Genomic DNA, 18,830 nt, shown 5'->3' on the forward strand with positions numbered 1-18,830 from the left:
TTGGCCGATCAGCGCAGTGCGCGGCCTGCGCACTGTGCAAACAGATCGCGCTCAGGTGCGTAGACGCTGCTCTTGACCTGCATCAGTCCCAGCACCGAGGGGAACAACGCATCGTGATCGGTGTATTGATTGGCACGATGGCGCAGGCAGGCTTGGTCCAGACCGCGGTCGCGCGCGAACTCCGGAGAAAACCACATCACCATCGGCACGTGGGTCTGCTCTTTGGGCGCGATTGCATATGGAATTCCATGCAGATACAGGCCCTTTTCGCCAAGCGATTCGCCGTGATCGGAGACATAGATCATCGCCGTGTCGTAGTCCTGCAACCCGCGTAGCGTGTGGATGGCCTGGTTGAGAAAATGATCGGTATAGGTGATCGAGTTGTCGTAAGCGTTGACGATATCCTGACGACTGCAGCTGCCCAGATCGGCGGTCTTGCACACGGGTTTCAAGCGTTCGAACTGCGCCCGATAGCGTTCGAAGTAACTCGGTCCATGGCTGCCCAACTGGTGCAGTACCACGACGCGATCACCGGGTTTGGCACGTACGTGTGTGGCCAGATCGCTCAGCAGGATGTCGTCCATGCAGCGGCCATCGGCGCACAGGTCGGGCGTGGTGGCATCGTCCAGGTTCTGGATGTCCAAGCCATCGCACACGCCCTTGCAACCGGATTGGTTGTCGCGCCACAGCGTGGAAATGCCCGCGTGTTCGAGCACATGCAGCAGCGATTGATGGCGGCCGATCTTGTCTTCGTTGTAATCGCGCCGGCCATACGGGGAGAACATGCAGGGCACCGAAACTTCAGTACTGGTGCCGCACGAATGCATGTCCGGAAAATTGATCACACCGGCCTGCGCCAACTCCGGAGTGGTCTGGCGTGCATAGCCATTGAGGCCCCAGTTCTGCGCGCGTGCGGTTTCGCCCAGCACCACCAGCAACAGGCGCGGGCGGCTTCCCGGCGCACGCGGTGTGGCCATGGCATCGTGTTCGATCGGCTGCTTGGGTGCGTGCTTGATCGGCGAATTGAATGTGAGATTCTGCCGCAGTGCCACGATGTAGTTGATTGGCGTGGCCAGGTAACGTACCTCGCGATGGTTGCGCATCAATGCCGAAATATCCTGGAACGACAGCATCGTGCCTGCTGCACCCACCACCGCCACCGCCAGCAAAAATCCAACGCGGACGAGCAGCGACTTGCCGATGCTGCGCGCGCGCAAACGCGTGCGCCATACCAGGGTCGTGGGGATCAGAAAGTCGCACACCAGCGGAAAAATCAAACCGGGCGTCAGCAGTTCGCGCGATTCCTTGTGGTCGGTATGCAGCACGTTGCGCAACATGTCCGTATCCAGATAGACGTTGTAGCTGTCCATGTAGTGCGCGGCCAATGCGGTGGTGAACAGCAGTAGCGTCAGCAGCGGCTTGGCGTTCCAGCGCCACACCAGCAGGCCCAGCAGCAGGGCATGCACGGCGACCAATAGTGCCATCAGCGACATCGCGAACCCGATGCTGCCGGGGTGCGTCGCCATTGCCGTGCGCCAGAACAACTGGTTGCAAACCAGTGCGAAAAACAGGCTCGATAACAACACCAGCGCTTCGGTCGACAGCGTCGGCCGCGTACTCCATGTCGGCGCGTGCAGGCCACGATGCCCACGCGGTTCCGGTAACCAGGTACTCATGCTGCATCCCCCGATTGCAACATCACACCAAACGCGTGGCGCGGCCGCGCCAGCATCATGCAGTACAGCGCAAGTGCGCTCACCCAACACACCGCTAACGACCACAGGTCGTGCGATAGAAAATGCGCGCCGCGCAATTGCTGCGCAATACCGAAAATGAGACCTGCTACTAAACCTGCAAACAAACCTGCAAAGCGCCATGCAGGACGGAGAGACAGCGCACAAAAATACAGCGCCACCCACGCATAACCGGCACTGGCATGGCCTGCAGGAAAACAACCGGATGCGGCAATGCCATGGCGCGATTCAAACAGCCCGATCATCGCTTGGGTGCCGCCATAACGGCTCAAATCCCATGGACAATCCATCGCAGTCCACGACTTGAGCAGCGAGACCAGCGAAGTCGATAGTGCGACCGAGGTGGCCAGATAGGTCAGTGGCCAACGCAGATTGCGCAAGCGCGGCTTGCACAAGCGCGGCTTGCACCATGCAACGACCGCCAGCACCAGCACGCCGACAGCAGTCGCCGTGCTCAACCATTTGCCGTGGTGATGAATCACGCGATTGGTAAACCAGTGCTCCTTGAATAGCCAGTGCCCGCCTTCCAGCCGATACAACGCATCGGCAATCCGCTGGTCGCCACCGGCGCCCATCAGCACTGCGCTGGCCAACACCGCACATGCCAGCGGGACCCAGAAATGCCAGATAAAAAAACGTGGTTGCGTCACAGTGGCAGTGCGCGCCGGGACAGGCGCGTATGCGGGAAGCATGGTCATCGAAGCATCGGGCCGGTCGTCGTCGTCAATGTCTGGCATCTTCGACAGCGGCATGTCGGAAAGTGGTCGGACCCAGGTTGTATAGAATTTAAATTATACTAGATATGTAAATTTGCGTCGTAATCCAGGCTTGTCTGTTCAGCTGTCGAGTGTGCGGAGACGCATCCTGCATGCCACGCCGTCCCCGGCAGCAGCTGCCATTGATTGCCATTGGACTGGCCGATATCGATGCGTTGCGCTGGCTCGGTGCAGGCCGGTACAGCCTGCTTGAGCACGAACAGCCAGTGCGTCTGCGGCGCTTGCGCCAGCCATGGACCGGCCTTGGCCCACCGCTCCTGCCAACTTGCTGTGAAGCCGAAGCCGAAGCCGGCCGTCGGGCGATCGGCTTGCAGCAGGTTTTGTTCGCGCCAGGCCAGCATGCCCAGCCCGGCATCCGGGCCGATGCGTTGCCCCACGCGTTGCATCAAGTGCGCAGACGAGCTGTAAGGATCCAGCGCCTGTATCAACCCCAGGCCGTACGCCGTCCAAAGCGCTGTGTTCACACGACCACTGCAATGCCGGCGCGCCTGCTACGCGGCCATGCAACCGCAGCCAGGCTATGCATGCCCAAACCGATCAACCACAGACCAGCCGACTGCATCGAGACGAGGTCCATTTCGCGTTTCAACGCGATGTTTTCGGCCCAATGCAGATGCAGCGAGATGCCGCCGCCCAGCGCCACGCCGGCAGCAACCAGGGCAACAACAGACAGCCAGGTAACCACAGCGTGGCGATCACCTGCAGGTAGTACCAGAACGGCTTCACGTGATGCCAGGCGTGTGCGTAACGCGTGCTGGTCTGCTTGAACAACAATCTCGTGCGCTAGGCATGCAACTGCGGGTCATTGCTCTGCAGCAACGCGATGCCCAGCGGGCCCGCCACACGGCGGTACCGGCTACAAAAAAAGCAGGCAGCAGCAACAACCAGCGATGTCCGGCCCGCGCAGCACATGCCGCAGCAAGTCCCGCAACGACAGCGTGGTCAGCGCGCCAGCAGCGAAGGTAAGAGAAAAACCACGCTGCAGTGCGGCACCAACGCCCCGGTGGCCGCCTGCAACCACATAAAGACCGGTGGCTTTTCCGCACACAACTCGGCGCCACGGTGCGGCAGCAACCACTGACCGGTCTGGACCATGGTGCGCGCGGCCAGCACAAAGCGCGGCTCGTCCGGTGGATTGGGTTGGTGCAGATCCAGGCCAGCAAGCAGGCTGGCAACCATCAGCAGCAACGCGGCACGCAGCGCGCGCTGGCGGGACGTGGAGGCAGAGATGGCAGGCGACACGCGCACGCTCTGATTCAATGGGGCGGCACACTGTCTGGCCAGCAGGTCGGAAAATTGTCGCAGTCATGATAACGGTCGCGTTTGGCCAGGCTCGGTTAGGATGCGCACACCGTCCCCGCTGGACCACCTGGAACCTCCGCGCATGCGGCTGCTGGTCATCGAAGACAACCGCAACATGGTTGCCAACCTGTTCGACTACTTCGAAGTGCGCGGGCACATCCTGGACGCAGCGCCCGACGGCATCACGGGCCTGCATCTGGCCACCACCCAGCCCTACGACGTGCTGGTGCTGGACTGGACGATGCCGCGCATGGACGGACCGGAAGTGCTGCGCCGCCTGCGCGAGCAGCACCAGTGCGAATTGCCGGTGATCATGCTTACCGCGCGCGACGCATTGCCCGACAAGATCGCCGGCTTCCGCGCCGGCGCCGACGACTACCTGACCAAACCGTTCGCGCTGCCCGAGCTCGAGGTCCGCATCGAGGCATTGCTGGCGCGTGCGCACGGCCGCCGTCGCGGTAAGCTGTTGCAGGTCGCCGACCTGCGTTTGGACCTGGCCACGTTGGAAGCAACCCGCGCCGGCCAGGTGCTGCACCTGTATCCGGCCTGCCGCAAGTTGCTGGAAGTGCTGATGCAGGCCAGTCCTGCGGCGGCGACAAGGCAACGATTAGAGCAATCGCTATGGGGCGACGACCCGCCCGATGGCGACATGCTGCGCTCGCATATCTACGAATTGCGCCGCAGCGTGGATGGCCCGTTTGCCCAGAAGCTGATCCACACCTTGCCGCGTCTTGGCTATCGGCTGGCAGTGCTGGATGTCGCGAGCGAACAGGTCACCGGCGACTGCAGCGATGGCTAAACAGCGCCCATTGGGCCGGCGCGTGCTGGTGTGGTTGTTCGGCTACACACTATTGATGACGCTAGCCGTGTTCGGCACCGCGCAGTACCTGCACGAACGCGCCGAGCACGGCGTCTGGCGTTCGCTCCTAAACTCGGAGCTGGACAGCATTTTAGACCGCAGCGCGCAGAATCAGAATTACCACTGGCAGGATTCGGACACCTTGCGGCTGTATCGCGTCGATGGCAGTGCGGGTGTGCCGCCGGTGCTACGTACGCTGCATCCGGGCCTGCATGACGAACTGGAAATCGCCGGCCGCCAGAGCGTGGTGATGGTGCGTGACACCGCACATGCTGGCCGCCTGGCGCTGGTGCTGGACATCACCGATTTCGAAGCGCTCGAAAAATTCCTCACCCGCTGGATGCTCGTAGCCGGCATCGCGCTGATCGGTATCACCTTGTCGATGGGCACTTACGCGATGGCGCGGCTGGTGCGCCCGCTGGTTGAACTGGCGCGCGACATCGGTGCGCTGCGCCCGGAGCAGCCTGCACAGCAGATTGCGGTGGGGCCGCAGGGCAGTGCCGAGCTATACGTGATTGCCGACGCGCTCAACGATTATCTCGAGCGCAACAGCCAGTTCGTCGAACGCGAACGCGCTTTTATCGACAGCGCCAGCCACGAACTGCGCACACCGATCGCGGTGATCGGCAATGCGGTGGAATTGGCGCTGGAACAACCCGGCACACCGCCCGCAGTCCGTCACCAGTTGGAACGCATCGCGCAGACCAGCGCTGCGGTGGAACAGCTGATCACCTTGTTGCTGGTGCTCGCCAAGGACCCCGGTCGGCTGGTGCGCAGCAGCGATACGCTGCGGCTGGATCAGTTGCTGCCGGACATCGTTGCCGACCACGCGCATCTGTGTGCCGATAAAGATTTGCAGGTGGTCATGGATCCGCTGCCGCTATGCAGCCTGACCGCACCGGTGGCGATCGTGCAGACCGCCATCGGCAACCTGCTGCGCAATGCGATCGAGAACAGCGACCGCGGCATCATTCGCGTCTCGCTCAGCGCACCCGGCGTGGTGCGCATTGCCGACCCCGGCCACGGCATGGCGCCGGAGGAAATCAGCGCGATCTACACGCGCCTGGCACGCGGCAACGCACGTCAAGGCAACGGCATCGGCCTGGAACTGATCGGGCGCTTATGCGAGCACCTGGGCTGGCATCTGAGCCTGGATTCCACCGCAGGGCAGGGCACGGCGGCGACGCTGGATCTGTCCGGCGCGATGGCTGCGGCGGGGCAGGTGCAGGGATAAGGCGTTGTTGTGGGCGTTACGCGCAGTCCCGCAATCACACGGCGATGGCTCCTTCCCGACATCGCAAAGTGCACGCATGTATGACAGTTCGACTGTCAGCGCTTGCGGTCTTTTCGTCACTTGGGGGCTCACCACAAATACTGATTGCAGCGTCTCTACATCACTCAGCGCGATTCAGCGCGAATCAAACCGGCATCAATCCGCGATCGCTCAACCAATTGCGCGCGTTTTCTGCATCCTGCTCGAACCAGGCGCGCGTGGACCCTAATCGATACGTGTAGCCCCAGCTGTCCATGTCGGCCATCAAACGTGCGCTGCCTATACCGGGCAATTCCTCGGCCAACAGAATCTGCAGATAGCAGGTGGCGTCTTCTTCGTCCACCGAATCGGTGGCGTCGGTATGCACCGCGGCGCGTTTGTCTGCCGGCAACACAATCAAATGCCCGGCCTCGTGCAGCATCGAATGTACCGGTGTGTCGTCGCGCACATAGACATCGCAGCCGATGATGCCGGCTTCCGGTTCGCCCCAGAAACTGCCGGGAATCGGCGCGCTATCATCCACGCGATGCAGGTGCAGGCCATAGCGGGCGAGTAAGGCGGCGGGAGCGTTCAGGCCGATATCACCCACGCACACCACAGTGGCGGAGTCGGATGCGGAAGAAGAATCGATGGTCACGCGGGAGGGCTCGCGGTCGGGTCAGATCTTAAAACGGCACCGTGCGAACACAGTGCCGTCGAGATGATTTGGAGCGGCTGGCAGCACGTAGCGAGCAGCCTTGACGGTGAGCGCAGTCGTTTTTGCTGGTCGCTCCTACTTGTCGCCGTCTTCGGGCAAGGCGACCGAGATATCCAGCACGTCGTGCTCGCCATCCTTGACCAGATCAACCCGCACCGCACCTGCATCGATGTTGACGTACTTCTTGATCACTTCCAGCAACTCGCGCTGCAGCAGTGGCAGGTAATCCGGCCCACCGCGGTGGTTGCGCTCCTGCGCAATGATGATCTGCAGGCGGTTCTTGGCCGTCTCGGCGGTGTTCTTCTTGCTCTTGAGAAAATCGAGCAGGCCCATGCTTACCCTCCGAACAGCTTGCTGAAGAAGCCTTTCTTCTCCACGGATATGAATCGCATCGGGCGCTCTTCGCCCATAATGCGGGCGACCGCGTCGTCGTAAGCCTGGCCGGCTGGGGACTCGACATCCAGGATCACCGGCTCGCCTTTGTTGGAGGCATTCAGCACGTCGCCGGATTCGGGAATCACACCGATGGCTTTGAGGCCGAGCACTTCTTCCACGTCGGTGATGCTGAGCATCTCGCCACCTTCCACGCGGCCAGGGCTGTAGCGGGTCAGCAGCAGGAACGCGGGCACGGTCTTGCCTTCCTCGGCCTTGCGGGTCTTGGAATCGAGCAGGCCGATGATGCGGTCCGAGTCGCGCACCGACGAGACTTCGGGGTTGACCACCACGACCGCGCGGTCGGCGAAGTACATCGACAGGAACGCACCCTTTTCGATGCCGGCCGGCGAATCGCATACGATGTATTCGAAGCCGTCGGCGGCCAAGTCCTTGAGCACCTTCTCCACGCCGTCCTGGGTCAGCGCGTCCTTGTCGCGGGTCTGCGAGGCAGCCAGCACGTACAGATTGTCGAACCGCTTGTCCTTGATCAGCGACTGCTTGAGCGTTGCTTCGCCATGCACGACGTTCACGAAGTCGTACACCACGCGCCGCTCGCAGCCCATGATCAGGTCCAGGTTGCGCAAACCGACGTCGAAGTCGATGACGGCGACCTTCTTGCCGCGCCGCGCCAGCCCGCAGGCCAGACTTGCGCTGGTGGTGGTCTTGCCGACGCCGCCCTTGCCGGAGGTGACTACGATGATTTCAGCCAAAAGGATTTCTCCGAAATATTTCTGTGGTTGGGCTGCGTCAGTCCAGCGCAGCGATCTTGATCTGATCCTGCTCCAGCCAGACCTGGACGGCCTTGCCACGCAGGTCCATGGGAACATCGTCCAGCACCTTGTAGTGGCCAGCGATGGCGACCAGTTCGGCGTGGAAGTCGCGGCAGAAGATGCGCGCGTCAGGGTTGCCCTGAGCGCCGGCCAAAGCGCGGCCGCGCAGAGTACCGTAGATATGGATGCTGCCGTCGGCGATGACCTCCGCCCCGGCGCCTACCGTACTGAGTACGGTCAGGTCGCAGTTCTCCGCATACAGCTGCTGGCCCGAGCGCACCGCGTTGCGTTGCATGCGGCCAGGCGCCGGCCGCGCGGCCGGCGCTGCAGGTTCGGCACGCGCGGGCGGCGGCGGTGGCGGGCTGACTGCAACCGGCTCGTATTGCGCACGGAACTTGGCCAGCAACGGCACGCCGAGCTGCTGCGACAGCAGATCGATCTCGCTGGTGCCATAGGCCAGTGCCACCGGCAGCACACCGGCATCGCGCAGGCCATCCAGCAGTGCCTTGGCCGTGGCCACGTCCGGCACTTGAGCCAGCCCGCCAAAGTCCAGGATCACCGCCGCACGTCCGAACAACTTCGGCGCGCGGGTCACGCGCTCGCGCATTTCGCGCACCAGCCGCGGCACGTCCAGCGTGCGCACACGCAGATTGGCGATGCCCACCTGGCCGATCTTCAGTTCGCCCGCCTGTTCAAAATCCACATTCACGCTTGACACTGCTCAGATCCCCGTCGATGGGTGGTTGGTGGCGGCTGCATGGCGCGGCCTGCCAACCCACGGCAAGTCTTCGGGCAACTTGCCGCCATAGGTCTCCTTGACCCACGGATAGCTGCACATGTCTTTCATCAGCATGCTAGCGCGCACTTCCGCGTCGGCCATGGTGTTCTGGCCAACCTCGCGGAAGCCGAAACTGCCATGGAACAGCAACGCCGCATCGGCGCCGTGGTCCAGGAACACCTCGCAGGCCAACTGCGGGTAGCGCAGCTCGGTGTAGCTCTGCACATCGGCATAGAAAGCACGCCCGACGCCACCGCCGCGACGGCGGCTGGCGACCACGATGCGGTCGATATAGAAGAATTCCGGATGACGGTCCCGGAACCAGGCGAAATTGCTGCTGTCATGGGCACTGCCACTACCGAACCCGACCAGAAACCCGGCCAGATTGCCGTCGCGCTCGGCGACGCGGAAATACTCGGCCTGCTCGTAGAAACGCTGCAGTTTGGTTGAATCCAGCGGCAGGATCGCCAGTCCGGCATTGTTGTTCAGGGCCAGGACGGAATCTAGCTCGTGCTCGCGCACGTCGCGGATGACGATCGACATTAGGACTCCGTGGGGGGTAACGCTCTCGATCCGAAATCGGATCTGCGTCGGATTATTACACGCGTGGCCCGAAGCGGCGACCTGAGGCGCGCGATCCCGGTGGCGACAGGGGCGAAGCGAGCTGCCGACGCAGTGGCACACAACGCGCCTACGCCGGGGGGCGCGAACGCCCGGGCATGCAGGTAAGCAGGTAACAAGCCGCATGCATGACTTCCGGCAAGAGGGCAGCGGCGCGGGTTACGCCTAAGATGCCCCCATGTTGGGATACCTCAGTCATACGCGCGTCCTGCGCTTCGCCGGCCTGTTCACCTGGGCGATGATCGCCATGCCGTTGGTTTACACCTACTGGCCGCCGGCCGAGGAGGGCGACCGCCGCAGCGTGGCGGAAGCGCTGATGATGTCGGCGTTCTTCATCGGCTTCGGCGCCAGCTACTTCTGGCTGGCCCGCGGTTTGAACAGTGGCGGCCATGCGCACTGGTACGACCGGCTGATCCTGTTGCTGCTGACCGTCTGCGCCCTGGCGGTCAGCTATCTGAGCGGAACTGGGCTGGGCAGCATCCTGATGATGGTGGCGGCCGGAGTAATCCCGTGGTTGCTGCCGCTGCATGTCGGTGTGGCTTGGCTGGTGCTCAGCCAGCTGGCGGTGCTGCCGGTGTTCTACTACCTGCGCCGGGACTTCACCCTGTTCGCTGCGCTGATGCAGTCGCTGTTGTACGGCGGCTTTTCGATGTTCATCTTCGTGACCAGCCTGGTTGCGCGCCAGCAGACCGATGCGCGCGAGGAGCAGCGCCGGCTCAATGCCGAACTGCGCGCCACCCGCGCGCTGCTGGCCGACAGCGCGCGCATCAACGAGCGCACCCGCATTTCGCGCGAACTCCACGATCTGCTAGGCCACCACCTGACCGCGCTGAGCCTCAACCTGGAAGTGGCCGGGCATATCACCGAAGGCCAGGCCCAGGAGCACGTGCGCCAGGCGCATAGCTTGGCCAAGTTGCTGCTCACCGACGTGCGCGAGGCGGTCAGCCAGTTGCGCGACAGCGGCGCGATCGATCTAGAAGCGGCGTTGCGCCCGCTGGTCACCCAGGTGCCGTCGCTGGACATCCATCTGGACATCGCCCAGCCGCTGACCCTGGACGACCCCGAGCGCGCCCACGTGCTGCTGCGCTGTACCCAGGAAATCATCACTAATGCGGTGCGCCACGCCGGCGCGCGCAATCTATGGATCCAGGTCCGCCGCGATGCCGAGACCGTGCTGCTCGACGCCCGCGACGATGGCCACGGCGCCGATGCGGTGGCGCCTGGCAACGGGCTACGTGGCATGCGTGAACGGCTCAACCAGTATGGTGGCCAGCTCGAGATTCAAACCCGGCGGGGGGGCGGCTTCGGCCTGCGCATCGCCGTTCCAGGCGCGCCGGCACTGATGCCTGCGGCCGTTACCCAAGGAGTGTTGTGATGATCCGTGTGTGCCTGGTCGATGATCAAACCCTGGTACGTCAGGGCATCCGCTCGCTCTTGGCGCTGGATAACGGCATCGAAGTGGTGGCAGAGTCCGCGGATGGCAAGCAGGCGGTCGAGCAGATTCCGCAGATCCAGCCGGATGTTGTGCTGATGGACATGCGCATGCCGGTGATGTCCGGCCTGGAGGCGCTGCAGATGCTTTCGCGCAACGGCACGCTGCCGCCGACGATCATCCTGACCACCTTCGACGACGACCAGCTGGTGTTGGCCGGCCTCAAGGCTGGCGCCAAGGGCTACCTGCTCAAGGATGTCTCGCTGGAACAATTGGTCGGCGCGATCCGCACCGTCGCCGACGGCGGCTCGCTGGTGCAGCCGGCGGTCACCCAGCGTCTGCTGTCGGGCCTGGAACACATGCGCAACGCGTTCGTCAGCCTGGATCGGCCGGATCCGCTGACCGACCGAGAGACCGAAATCCTGCGGCTGATGGCCAGCGGTTTTTCGAACAAGGAGATCGCCAATTCGCTGGGCGTGGCCGAGGGCACCATCAAGAATCATGTCTCCAACATTCTGTCCAAGCTTGGCGTGCGCGATCGCACCCGCGCGGTGCTGAAGGCCTTCGAATTGCAATTGGTCTGATCGGCATCGCCCGGCAGCGTGCAGGTTCGGGCGCGCTCCGCTACACCGGCGTGCGGGATTCGATTCACTGCGGTTCGGTCCGGGCGCCGCCACGCGATGTAGTCAGGGGAGAACAGCGCAAGCGGCTCTTGCAGCAATCGCATCACACACACGCGGCGCGCGCTGCGCATGATGTAGCGGCGCGAAATCCGCTCAAACCCTTGTGCAGGTAGGGATTGCGCAGTCCCCCAAACACCGTGTTGCGCGCTGAATGACACTGTCAGACCGCGCTACCCGTCGCACAACTGACCATCTTTCTCGAAGCCTGCTACGATGGCGGCTTGGCTTCACTCAACCCGGCCGTGGGATCGGCCCCGGAGACCTTCTGAATGACCCGTATTATCGAGTTCCTGATCGCCTTAGGGATTGTGGCTGGCCTGTTTGTCGTGGTGGGCTTGGTGTTGCCCTCGGAGCGGCACATGTCCGAGAGTGTTGAGACAAACCGCAGAATGACGATTGTTTACGACACCGTGAACAGCTTCCGTCGTTTCAAGGATTGGAACCCGCTTGTGCTGCGTGACCCGAAGATCCAGCTGAAGCTGACCGGCCCGGAAGAGGGCAAGGGTGCACGCGTCGAATACAGTTCCGAAGAGGGCTATATCGGCAAGGGCAGCTGGGCAATCAAAAACACCGTCAAGAACGAGCGTGTTGAGATCGCGATCGAAGACCCCACCAAGGGCTACGACAAGGTCACCAATTTCACCCTGGCACCGACCGGCAAAAATAACAAGAACGTCAAGATCACCCAGGACTACAGCGTCAAGTACGGCTGGAACCTGCTCGGTCGTTATGCCGGCTTGTACGTCAGCCGCCACGTGGGCGACGACCTGAAGTTGGGTCTGGCGCGCCTGGCAACTGCACTGGCCACCGTGCCGAATTTCGACTACCGCGCCGAACTGGATGGCAAGCCGGTGTTGAGCGATCTCAAGATCGTCGATGTGCCGGCTGAGGACCTGTTGGTCGTCACCGCAGGCAACATCGATCGTGACAATGAGACGATCAAGAAGTCGATCAAGGACAATCAGGAGTGGATCAAGCGTGTGATGGACTCCAACGGCCTTGAGGCTGCGGGTCCGGTTCGCATCGTGACCACCGACTTCGCCAGCGACAAGTACGCCTTCGACGTCGTGCAGCCGGTCCGCAAGCGTGCCGGTGGCGCGCCGAAGGCCGGTGGCAAGGCCGATACCGCCAAGGCTGACGCCAAGAAGGACGACGCAGCTACGGCCGCACCCGTGGATGCGACCCCGGTGGCTGCAACGGGCGAAGAGTTGAAGGTCAACATCCCGTCCGAAGCACCGGTGAAGTACGAGCGGACCAAGGCACACCGTTCCGCCTTTGCAAGCTACGCAGGCCACATGGCCGGCCTGGATGCAGTGCGTAACTCGCTGCGCGCCTGGGCTGCCACGAGCGGCAACGATGTGACCGAGCGTCCGTACGAGTCGTGGAAGGGCGGCGTGGACAAGGCTTTTACGCCGGACGGTACCTACGACGTCTACTGGGCCATCAAGTAATCGTTCCACGACGATGATGTGATCCAGACGAAAACGCGCCGCAGTCTTGCGGCGCGTTTTTTTTTTGCGCCGCTGCGTTGTAAAGAGAACTTCCCTGCATGTCCTTGCTCGATCGCCGTAAGAAACACCCCTCGCTGCTCGCGTTTTGCGGCGCATTGCTGGCCGCCGTTGCGGTTGGCCTGTCGGCGTACGCCTCGCATGGCGTGTCCGATGCGTTGGTGCAATCGCGGCTGCAGTTAGCGTCGTTGTATGCCTTCGGCCACGGCGCGGTATTGACCGTTCTGGCCACCACCGAAACGCGTGCGCTTGGACGAGTCGGTCTGTCTCTGTTGTTGCTCGGCACGCTGCTGTTTGCCGGCAGTCTGGTTGGCGGCGCCTTGCCGCAGTGGCCGACCAGCCTGGCGCCGATCGGCGGGTTCAGCCTGATGCTGGGCTGGGTGGTGCTGGCGATCGGCGCATTGAGGCGCTGAGCATGCCGCGCCACGCCCGCGGATTCGATGTAGAGGCAGCATTCGCGCATCTGAGTCGGCGCGATCGTGCATTGGGTGTGTGGATGAAACGCATCGGCCCGATCGCCCCGCAATCGGGCTGGCGCAAACCGTTCGACCCGGTGGATGCGCTAGCACGCGCGGTTCTGTTTCAGCAACTCAACGGCAAGGCGGCGTCGACGATCGTGGCGCGGGTGGAAGTGGCGATCGGTGCGCAGCGGTTGCATGCCGACACGCTCGGCCGTATCGACGACGCGGCGTTGCGTGCGTGCGGCGTCTCAGGCAACAAAGCGCTCGCACTGCGCGATCTTGCACGCCGCGCGCTGGAAGGAAAAATTCCCTCGTTGCGCAGACTTGCCTTCATGGAAGACGAGGCCATCGTCGAGGCGCTGGTGCCGGTGCGCGGCATCGGTCGCTGGACGGTGGAAATGATGCTGATGTTTCGCCTGGGCCGCCCGGATCTGCTGCCCATCGACGACCTGGGCGTGCGCAAGGGTACCCAACGCGTGGACAAGCAGGAACAGATGCCCACACCGAAGGAGCTGGCCGTGCGCGGCGAACGCTGGGGACCGTATCGCACCTACGCCGCGTTCTATCTGTGGAAGATCGCCGACTTCAGCGTGGCGACCAAGGTGCCGACACCCCGCTCGCAAGAGTAGCCATTCGTGCCGATGTGCATGTGGATTGCCGCTCGCATTACGCCGCCGACCAACGCCAATGCCACGGTTCGTAGATGATGTCGTACGGGTTGTCGCGTGGATAACTCAGGCGATAACCGAATCGCTGCGCATTGGCGCTCAGCCAGGCAAAAGCGGGCGTGGTTTCGAACGATTCCTCCACCGGTGGCTGCCCCGGCGTGCCGATATCCAGCGCATCGCCGCTATGGTGTTCGCTGAAACCGGGCGCGGTGTTGACCGCCACTATCTGCGCCACCGTCATACCGCGCGCGAGCTTGCGTTCGAAGATTGCCAGTTGGTAATCGTGGCTGCGATAACCGGACAATGCATCGAGCAGGATGCAGGCGCGCGCGGCATCGGCCCGCATGTTTCGCCACGCACGGCTTGCGCCAGCGCTGAGCCACAGCGGCCGTGAGAAGCGATCGCGCCCGGCAAAGTGCAAGGCAGCAGGTTCGGGTACCAGGCGCAGCCCGGTCTGACGCGGATACGCGTCCATGTCGATGGCCAGTTGCGCCAATCGATGTTGCACGCCATTGACGGGCAGCAGCGTATTGGTGCGATCCGGCCCACGCCTGTGGAGCGTCTCCAACAGCGTCAGCGCCTCATCCAGCCCAGACTCTTGCGCAAGTCGCGGGATCAGCGGCATCACGCCCTGTGGTAGATGTGCAGCCAGATAGCGCCCGTCGCGCTTGCGTCGCATCACCCAATCCGAGTGCGCCAACACGCGCGCATCCGCGTTACCACGCGCACGCAGCAGATCCGCGGGCCACAGTTCGATGTCGCGGGTATTGAATAGCAGGCGTGGGGAATTGCGCATGCATACAGCTTAGCGGGCGCTGCGTGAGGGCTGCCAATCCGGTGAGACGCGAATGCTTGCGTGCGCCTAGATGTGTTACGCACCTCGCGCTCCCCCCCAACGTACATAACACGCTCTAAGAGCCTGTTCACGATCTTTTGACTAGAAGCGCCAAGAAGGCCAGATGGATGAACTGCAAGCTGGTGTTGAGTTTGCGCTCGCAGTTCTTCCACAGCCTTCGGTTTTTCTCCAGCCAGGCAAAACTGCGCTCGACGATCCAGCGCTTGGGCATGACCTTGAAGGTGTGCAGTTCGCTGCGCTTGGCAATCTGCACCGTGAGCTGCTCGCCTAGAATCTCTCGCACGCCTTCGGCAAACGGTACTCCGGTGTAACCACTGTCGCACAGCAGGCTTTGTACATGCGTCAAGTTTGACTGACAGCGCTCCAGCGCCCGCAGCGCACCTTTGCGGTCGGTCACCTCCGCCGTCGTCACCGCGATGGCATGGGGCAACCCCTGGGTATCAACAGCGATATGCCGCTTGATGCCCGACACCTTTTTGCCCGCGTCATATCCCTTTTGCCCGGCTGTGTCCGTGTTCTTGACGCTCTGCGCGTCCACGATCAAGAACCTGCTGAAGATGTTGCGCTCCTGTTTCTGGCGGGCCACGCCAACCTGATTTTTTGAGCGCCCGCTCCAGCAGGCTCACTCCTTCATCGTCGCACTCGCCCCACTTGGCAAAGTACGCGTGCACGGTCCGCCACTTCGGAAAGTCGCTGGGTAGCGCTCGCCATTGGCAACCGGTTCGCAGCACGTACAACACTGCGCACCACACCTCATACATATCCACTCGGCGTGGCTTGGTGCGCTTGCGCGCTTGTTCCAGGATCGGGAGGATGTGTTCGAAACGCTCCCGGCTCATGTCGCTCGGATAGGTTTTTTGGCGCATCCGCAGAGTCTGCACCAATCAGGAAAGATCGTGAACAGGTTCTAAGAGTGGCTAACAAAACGACTGCGCACCCACCTGGCGAATGCTCGCTACGTTTGTTAGCCGCTCTAAATAGGCGACATGTTGATCAGCAATGGCGCGAACATATGCAAAACGATAGCGGCGCTGAAGTGCGCCAACAACGCCATCTCCATGCAGCACATGCATTCATTGATCCTTGAGCGTGACTTGGCGGGCGCGGTTTTTTATCGAATGGGCGCAGAGCCGTTCCGGCGATCAATCACACCTGCTTCTTGTTCAAGCACCTGGCTCTTTGTCTCCCTGCGGCTTCGGCAAGCGCCCGGCCTTGCGCAGTGCATCGCGCAACACGTATTCGATCTGCGCGTTGAGGCTGCGCAGTTCGTCGTCCGCCCAACGTTGCGCGGCGGCCAGAACATCGGCGTTGATGCGCAGCGGGTAAGCCTTCTTTTCGCTCACGCGTTATTTCCCACTGCCGCTGTGGCGGCGCAGGTGCATGACCACCGAGACGATCAACACGTTGACGCCGATGATCATGCCAATCACCACCGCGTAGATGCCGGCGCGGTTGTCGCCGGCCCAATACAGGCATGCGGCGCCGACCAGAATGACCAGGCTGATCAAGGCCCAGCGCAGGCCCAGGCCGCGTGCGCGGTCGTGATCGTCGGCCCCAATGGCGGCCGCGATCGCCAGCGCCGGCAAACCGGAAAGAGCGACGACCAGCGGCACCATGGCATTCCTCAATACAGCGAGCCGGCGTTGACCACCGGTTGGGTACCGCGATCAGAACACAACACGGTGAGCAGATTTGAGACCATGTGCGCTTTGCGCTCTTCGTCCAATTGCACCACACCGTTCTTTTGCAGCTCGGCCAGCGCCATCTCAACCATGCCGACCGCACCGGCGACGATGCGCGTGCGTGCGGCGATCACCGCATTGGCCTGCTGACGTTGCAGCATGGCCTGGGCGATTTCCGGTGCATAGGCGAGGTGGCTGATGCGCGCTTCGATCACATCCACACCAGCCTGGGTCAGGCGCTCGTCCAGATGCCGCTTGAGCTGCTCACTGATTTCGGCCGGATGGCTGCGCAGCGAGATCTGATCATCCTTGTGCTGGTCGTAGGGGTAGCTGGTGGCCATCGCGCGCAGCGCCGCTTCGGACTGGATATGCACGAAGCTTTCGTAATCGTCCACGTTGTACACGGCCTCCGAGGCATCCAACACCTGCCACACGATCACCGCAGCGATCTCGATCGGGCTGCCATCGAGTTCGTTGACCTTGAGCCGGCCACTTTCGAAATTACGTACGCGCTGGCTGACGCGGCGCTTGGAGTAGAAGGGGCTGTTCCAACGCAGGCCCGGGTCTTTGACCGTGCCGACATACTTGCCGAACAGGCTCAGCACCGCGGCCTGATTCGGTTCCAGCGTGTACAGGCCGGCCAGCATGAAAATGCCCAGCGCCACCACCAGCAGCGAAGTGAGGAACCCACTCGGCGTCAAGCTGATGGCGGCCATTGTGGCGAGCATGAACCAAGCTGTGCCCGCGAACGCCGCGCCGGCTGCAAGAATGACAGGGATGCCCCGCAGCGAGCTGATCGGCTTCTCTTTCATGGTGCGAGTCTCCTTGGGTAGGTTCAAAAAAGATATCAAAGTGATATCTTTTTTTGCAAGGCCTTTGGTCCGTGGTTGTGGAGAGGGCCCGTTAGAATGGCCGCCTCCTTCTGATCTGGACCGCGCTCAATGACTACTCTCGGCACGCCGTTGTCGCCTTCCGCCACTCGCGTGTTGTTGCTGGGCTCGGGAGAACTGGGCAAGGAAGTAGCGATCGAACTGCAGCGCTTCGGCGTGGAAGTGATCGCCGCCGATCGCTACGCCAACGCACCGGCAATGCAGGTCGCGCACCGCTCGCATGTGCTGGACATGCTCGACCCCGAGGCGTTGCGTGCGCTGATTGCCAAGGAACAGCCACATCTGATCGTGCCGGAGATCGAGGCGATCCATACCCAGACCCTGGTTGTGCTGGAGCGTGAGCAGGGTCAGAAGGTCATCCCGACCGCACGCGCCGCGCGCCTGACCATGGACCGCGAAGGCATCCGTCGCCTGGCTGCCGAAACGCTGGGCTTGCCGACCTCGCCGTATCGCTTTGTCGATAGTGCAGCCGAGTACCGCGATGCGATCGCCGCAGTCGGTCTGCCGTGCGTGGTCAAGCCCGTGATGTCGTCCTCGGGTAAGGGCCAGAGCACCTTGCGTAACGAAGCGGACATCGATGCGGCGTGGGAATATGCGCAGACCGGCGGGCGCGCCGGTGCGGGGCGCTGCATCGTCGAAGGCTTCATCGACTTCGAGTACGAAATCACCTTGCTGACCGTGCGGCATGCCGGCGGCACCTCCTTCTGCGACCCGATCGGGCATTGGCAAAAGGACGGCGACTACCGCGAGAGCTGGCAGCCGCAGCCGATGTCGCTGGCTGCATTGCAGGGTTCGCAAGAGATCGCGCAGGCCATCACCGATGAACTCGGCGGCTGGGGCTTGTTCGGTGTGGAGTTATTCGTCAAAGGCGACGAGGTGTGGTTCAGCGAGGTCTCGCCGCGCCCGCACGACACCGGCCTGGTCACGCTGGTGTCGCAGGAATTAAGCGAATTCGCGCTGCATGCCCGCGCTATCCTCGGCCTGCCGGTTGGCGCCGAACACGGTGGCGTGATTCGTCAGAGCGGCCCGTCCGCATCATGTGCGCTGCTCGCGCATGGTCACGGCGTCCCAGTGTTCGACAACGTCGCCGATGCATTGCGCGACCCGGACACCGCACTGCGATTGTTCGGCAAACCGCGCGTGGACGGTCACCGCCGTGTCGGCGTCACGCTGGCACGCGCCGACAGCATCGATGCCGCGCGCGCGAAGGCGCGCATGGCCGCTGCGGCATTGCAGATTCAACTGAGCGCCTGAACACAGCGATCGGCATAGGTGCGCCCTAGGAGACAAACATAAACTCCCACTCCAGCGATATGGGCTTTGAGGATGCACCTTCAGTCATGGGGCCGAACCGCACGACGGGGAGCCTGCCTCTTTGCAGGACG

At 62.6% G+C, this 18,830-nt stretch carries 21 protein-coding genes and 1 pseudogene; 8 read left to right on the forward strand and 14 right to left on the reverse strand.

What is annotated here, in order from left to right; genetic code table 11:
* Window positions 1–8: 8 nt before the first annotated feature.
* From PD885_RS04510 to PD885_RS04520, 3 genes and pseudogenes are all read right to left on the reverse strand, one after another.
* Window positions 9–1,676: a phosphoethanolamine transferase gene (locus tag PD885_RS04510; protein ID WP_002807794.1), complete on the reverse strand. Its 1,668-nt coding sequence runs from the start codon at window positions 1,674–1,676 to the stop codon at window positions 9–11.
* Entirely contained in the window at window positions 1,673–2,452 is a 780-nt protein-coding gene (locus PD885_RS04515) for a phosphatase PAP2 family protein (RefSeq protein ID WP_002807796.1), read from the reverse strand. Before PD885_RS04515 ends, PD885_RS04510 begins: the two co-directional genes overlap by 4 nt.
* Before the next feature lie 98 nt (window positions 2,453–2,550).
* Window positions 2,551–3,709, reverse strand: a pseudogene (locus tag PD885_RS04520) (ArnT family glycosyltransferase).
* 205 nt (window positions 3,710–3,914) lie between these two features.
* On the opposite strand from PD885_RS04520, the gene PD885_RS04525 reads away from it, so the two are divergent.
* Together PD885_RS04525 and PD885_RS04530 are read left to right on the forward strand one after the other, a co-directional pair.
* Window positions 3,915–4,631, forward strand: coding sequence for a response regulator transcription factor (locus PD885_RS04525; protein WP_002807797.1), 717 nt, complete (start codon window positions 3,915–3,917; stop codon window positions 4,629–4,631).
* Entirely contained in the window at window positions 4,624–5,925 is a 1,302-nt protein-coding gene (locus PD885_RS04530; RefSeq protein WP_002807799.1) for a sensor histidine kinase, read from the forward strand. Before PD885_RS04525 ends, PD885_RS04530 begins: the two co-directional genes overlap by 8 nt.
* Before the next feature lie 184 nt (window positions 5,926–6,109).
* Here the strand turns inward: PD885_RS04530 and PD885_RS04535 are convergent, their stop codons facing one another.
* From PD885_RS04535 to PD885_RS04555, 5 genes are all read right to left on the reverse strand, one after another.
* Window positions 6,110–6,601 carry a hypothetical protein gene (locus PD885_RS04535; RefSeq protein WP_002807800.1) on the reverse strand — a complete coding sequence of 164 codons (492 nt, stop codon included), beginning with the start codon at window positions 6,599–6,601 and terminating at the stop codon, window positions 6,110–6,112.
* Between the two features lie 135 nt (window positions 6,602–6,736).
* Window positions 6,737–6,994: a cell division topological specificity factor MinE gene (minE, locus tag PD885_RS04540; RefSeq protein WP_002807801.1), complete on the reverse strand. Its 258-nt coding sequence runs from the start codon at window positions 6,992–6,994 to the stop codon at window positions 6,737–6,739.
* A gap of 2 nt (window positions 6,995–6,996) precedes the next feature.
* The gene (gene minD, locus PD885_RS04545) at window positions 6,997–7,806 is read right to left on the reverse strand and encodes a septum site-determining protein MinD (protein ID WP_002807802.1); all 810 of its coding nucleotides are present in this window, start codon (window positions 7,804–7,806) and stop codon (window positions 6,997–6,999) included.
* A 37-nt stretch (window positions 7,807–7,843) separates the two neighbouring features.
* On the reverse strand, window positions 7,844–8,584 hold the full coding sequence (minC, locus tag PD885_RS04550) for a septum site-determining protein MinC (RefSeq protein ID WP_002807803.1): 741 nt from the start codon (window positions 8,582–8,584) through the stop codon (window positions 7,844–7,846).
* Between the two features lie 3 nt (window positions 8,585–8,587).
* Window positions 8,588–9,187, reverse strand: a complete 600-nt coding sequence (locus PD885_RS04555; RefSeq protein ID WP_002807805.1) for a GNAT family N-acetyltransferase — start codon at window positions 9,185–9,187, stop codon at window positions 8,588–8,590.
* A 256-nt stretch (window positions 9,188–9,443) separates the two neighbouring features.
* Here PD885_RS04555 and PD885_RS04560 point away from each other — a divergent pair, with 256 nt between their 5' ends.
* The 5 genes from PD885_RS04560 to PD885_RS04580 all read left to right on the forward strand — a co-directional run bounded on the left by PD885_RS04560 (window position 9,444) and on the right by PD885_RS04580 (window position 13,978).
* Window positions 9,444–10,640 carry a sensor histidine kinase gene (locus PD885_RS04560; protein ID WP_002807807.1) on the forward strand — a complete coding sequence of 399 codons (1,197 nt, stop codon included), beginning with the start codon at window positions 9,444–9,446 and terminating at the stop codon, window positions 10,638–10,640.
* On the forward strand, window positions 10,640–11,281 hold the full coding sequence (locus tag PD885_RS04565; RefSeq protein ID WP_002807809.1) for a response regulator: 642 nt from the start codon (window positions 10,640–10,642) through the stop codon (window positions 11,279–11,281). Before PD885_RS04560 ends, PD885_RS04565 begins: the two co-directional genes overlap by 1 nt.
* A gap of 368 nt (window positions 11,282–11,649) precedes the next feature.
* Window positions 11,650–12,831 (forward strand): polyketide cyclase, encoded by a 1,182-nt coding sequence (locus PD885_RS04570; RefSeq protein ID WP_002807811.1) that lies wholly within the window; start codon window positions 11,650–11,652, stop codon window positions 12,829–12,831.
* 98 nt (window positions 12,832–12,929) lie between these two features.
* Window positions 12,930–13,301 carry a DUF423 domain-containing protein gene (locus PD885_RS04575; RefSeq protein ID WP_002807818.1) on the forward strand — a complete coding sequence of 124 codons (372 nt, stop codon included), beginning with the start codon at window positions 12,930–12,932 and terminating at the stop codon, window positions 13,299–13,301.
* Window positions 13,302–13,303: 2 nt separating this feature from the next.
* Window positions 13,304–13,978 (forward strand): DNA-3-methyladenine glycosylase family protein, encoded by a 675-nt coding sequence (locus PD885_RS04580; RefSeq protein WP_002807819.1) that lies wholly within the window; start codon window positions 13,304–13,306, stop codon window positions 13,976–13,978.
* Between the two features lie 37 nt (window positions 13,979–14,015).
* On the opposite strand, the gene PD885_RS04585 is transcribed toward PD885_RS04580, so the two are convergent.
* From PD885_RS04585 to PD885_RS04605, 6 genes are all read right to left on the reverse strand, one after another.
* A complete protein-coding gene (locus PD885_RS04585; protein ID WP_040762594.1) occupies window positions 14,016–14,813 on the reverse strand; it encodes a M15 family metallopeptidase in 798 nt (265 codons plus the stop codon).
* Window positions 14,814–14,940: 127 nt separating this feature from the next.
* Window positions 14,941–15,739, reverse strand: a protein-coding gene (locus PD885_RS04590; RefSeq protein WP_088056673.1) for an IS5 family transposase whose coding sequence is annotated in 2 segments (ribosomal slippage) — window positions 14,941–15,469 and window positions 15,468–15,739 — 801 coding nt in all. Because the reading frame shifts where the segments join, the coding sequence is not laid out codon by codon here.
* Between the two features lie 51 nt (window positions 15,740–15,790).
* Window positions 15,791–15,946 (reverse strand): hypothetical protein, encoded by a 156-nt coding sequence (locus tag PD885_RS21305; RefSeq protein ID WP_156775368.1) that lies wholly within the window; start codon window positions 15,944–15,946, stop codon window positions 15,791–15,793.
* A 90-nt stretch (window positions 15,947–16,036) separates the two neighbouring features.
* Complete coding sequence (locus PD885_RS04595; RefSeq protein ID WP_002807824.1) at window positions 16,037–16,216, reverse strand: type II toxin-antitoxin system antitoxin; 180 nt, start codon at window positions 16,214–16,216, stop codon at window positions 16,037–16,039.
* 3 nt (window positions 16,217–16,219) lie between these two features.
* Complete coding sequence (locus PD885_RS04600; RefSeq protein ID WP_002807825.1) at window positions 16,220–16,489, reverse strand: hypothetical protein; 270 nt, start codon at window positions 16,487–16,489, stop codon at window positions 16,220–16,222.
* Window positions 16,490–16,497: 8 nt separating this feature from the next.
* Window positions 16,498–17,367 carry an SPFH domain-containing protein gene (locus tag PD885_RS04605; protein WP_002807826.1) on the reverse strand — a complete coding sequence of 290 codons (870 nt, stop codon included), beginning with the start codon at window positions 17,365–17,367 and terminating at the stop codon, window positions 16,498–16,500.
* A 129-nt stretch (window positions 17,368–17,496) separates the two neighbouring features.
* Between PD885_RS04605 and purT the strand changes: the two genes are divergently transcribed.
* Window positions 17,497–18,699, forward strand: a complete 1,203-nt coding sequence (gene purT, locus PD885_RS04610) for a formate-dependent phosphoribosylglycinamide formyltransferase (RefSeq protein ID WP_002807827.1) — start codon at window positions 17,497–17,499, stop codon at window positions 18,697–18,699.
* Window positions 18,700–18,830 lie beyond the last annotated feature (131 nt).

The organism is Xanthomonas fragariae (assembly GCF_900183975.1).
In the GTDB taxonomy this organism is placed as follows: Bacteria; Pseudomonadota; Gammaproteobacteria; order Xanthomonadales; family Xanthomonadaceae; genus Xanthomonas; species Xanthomonas fragariae.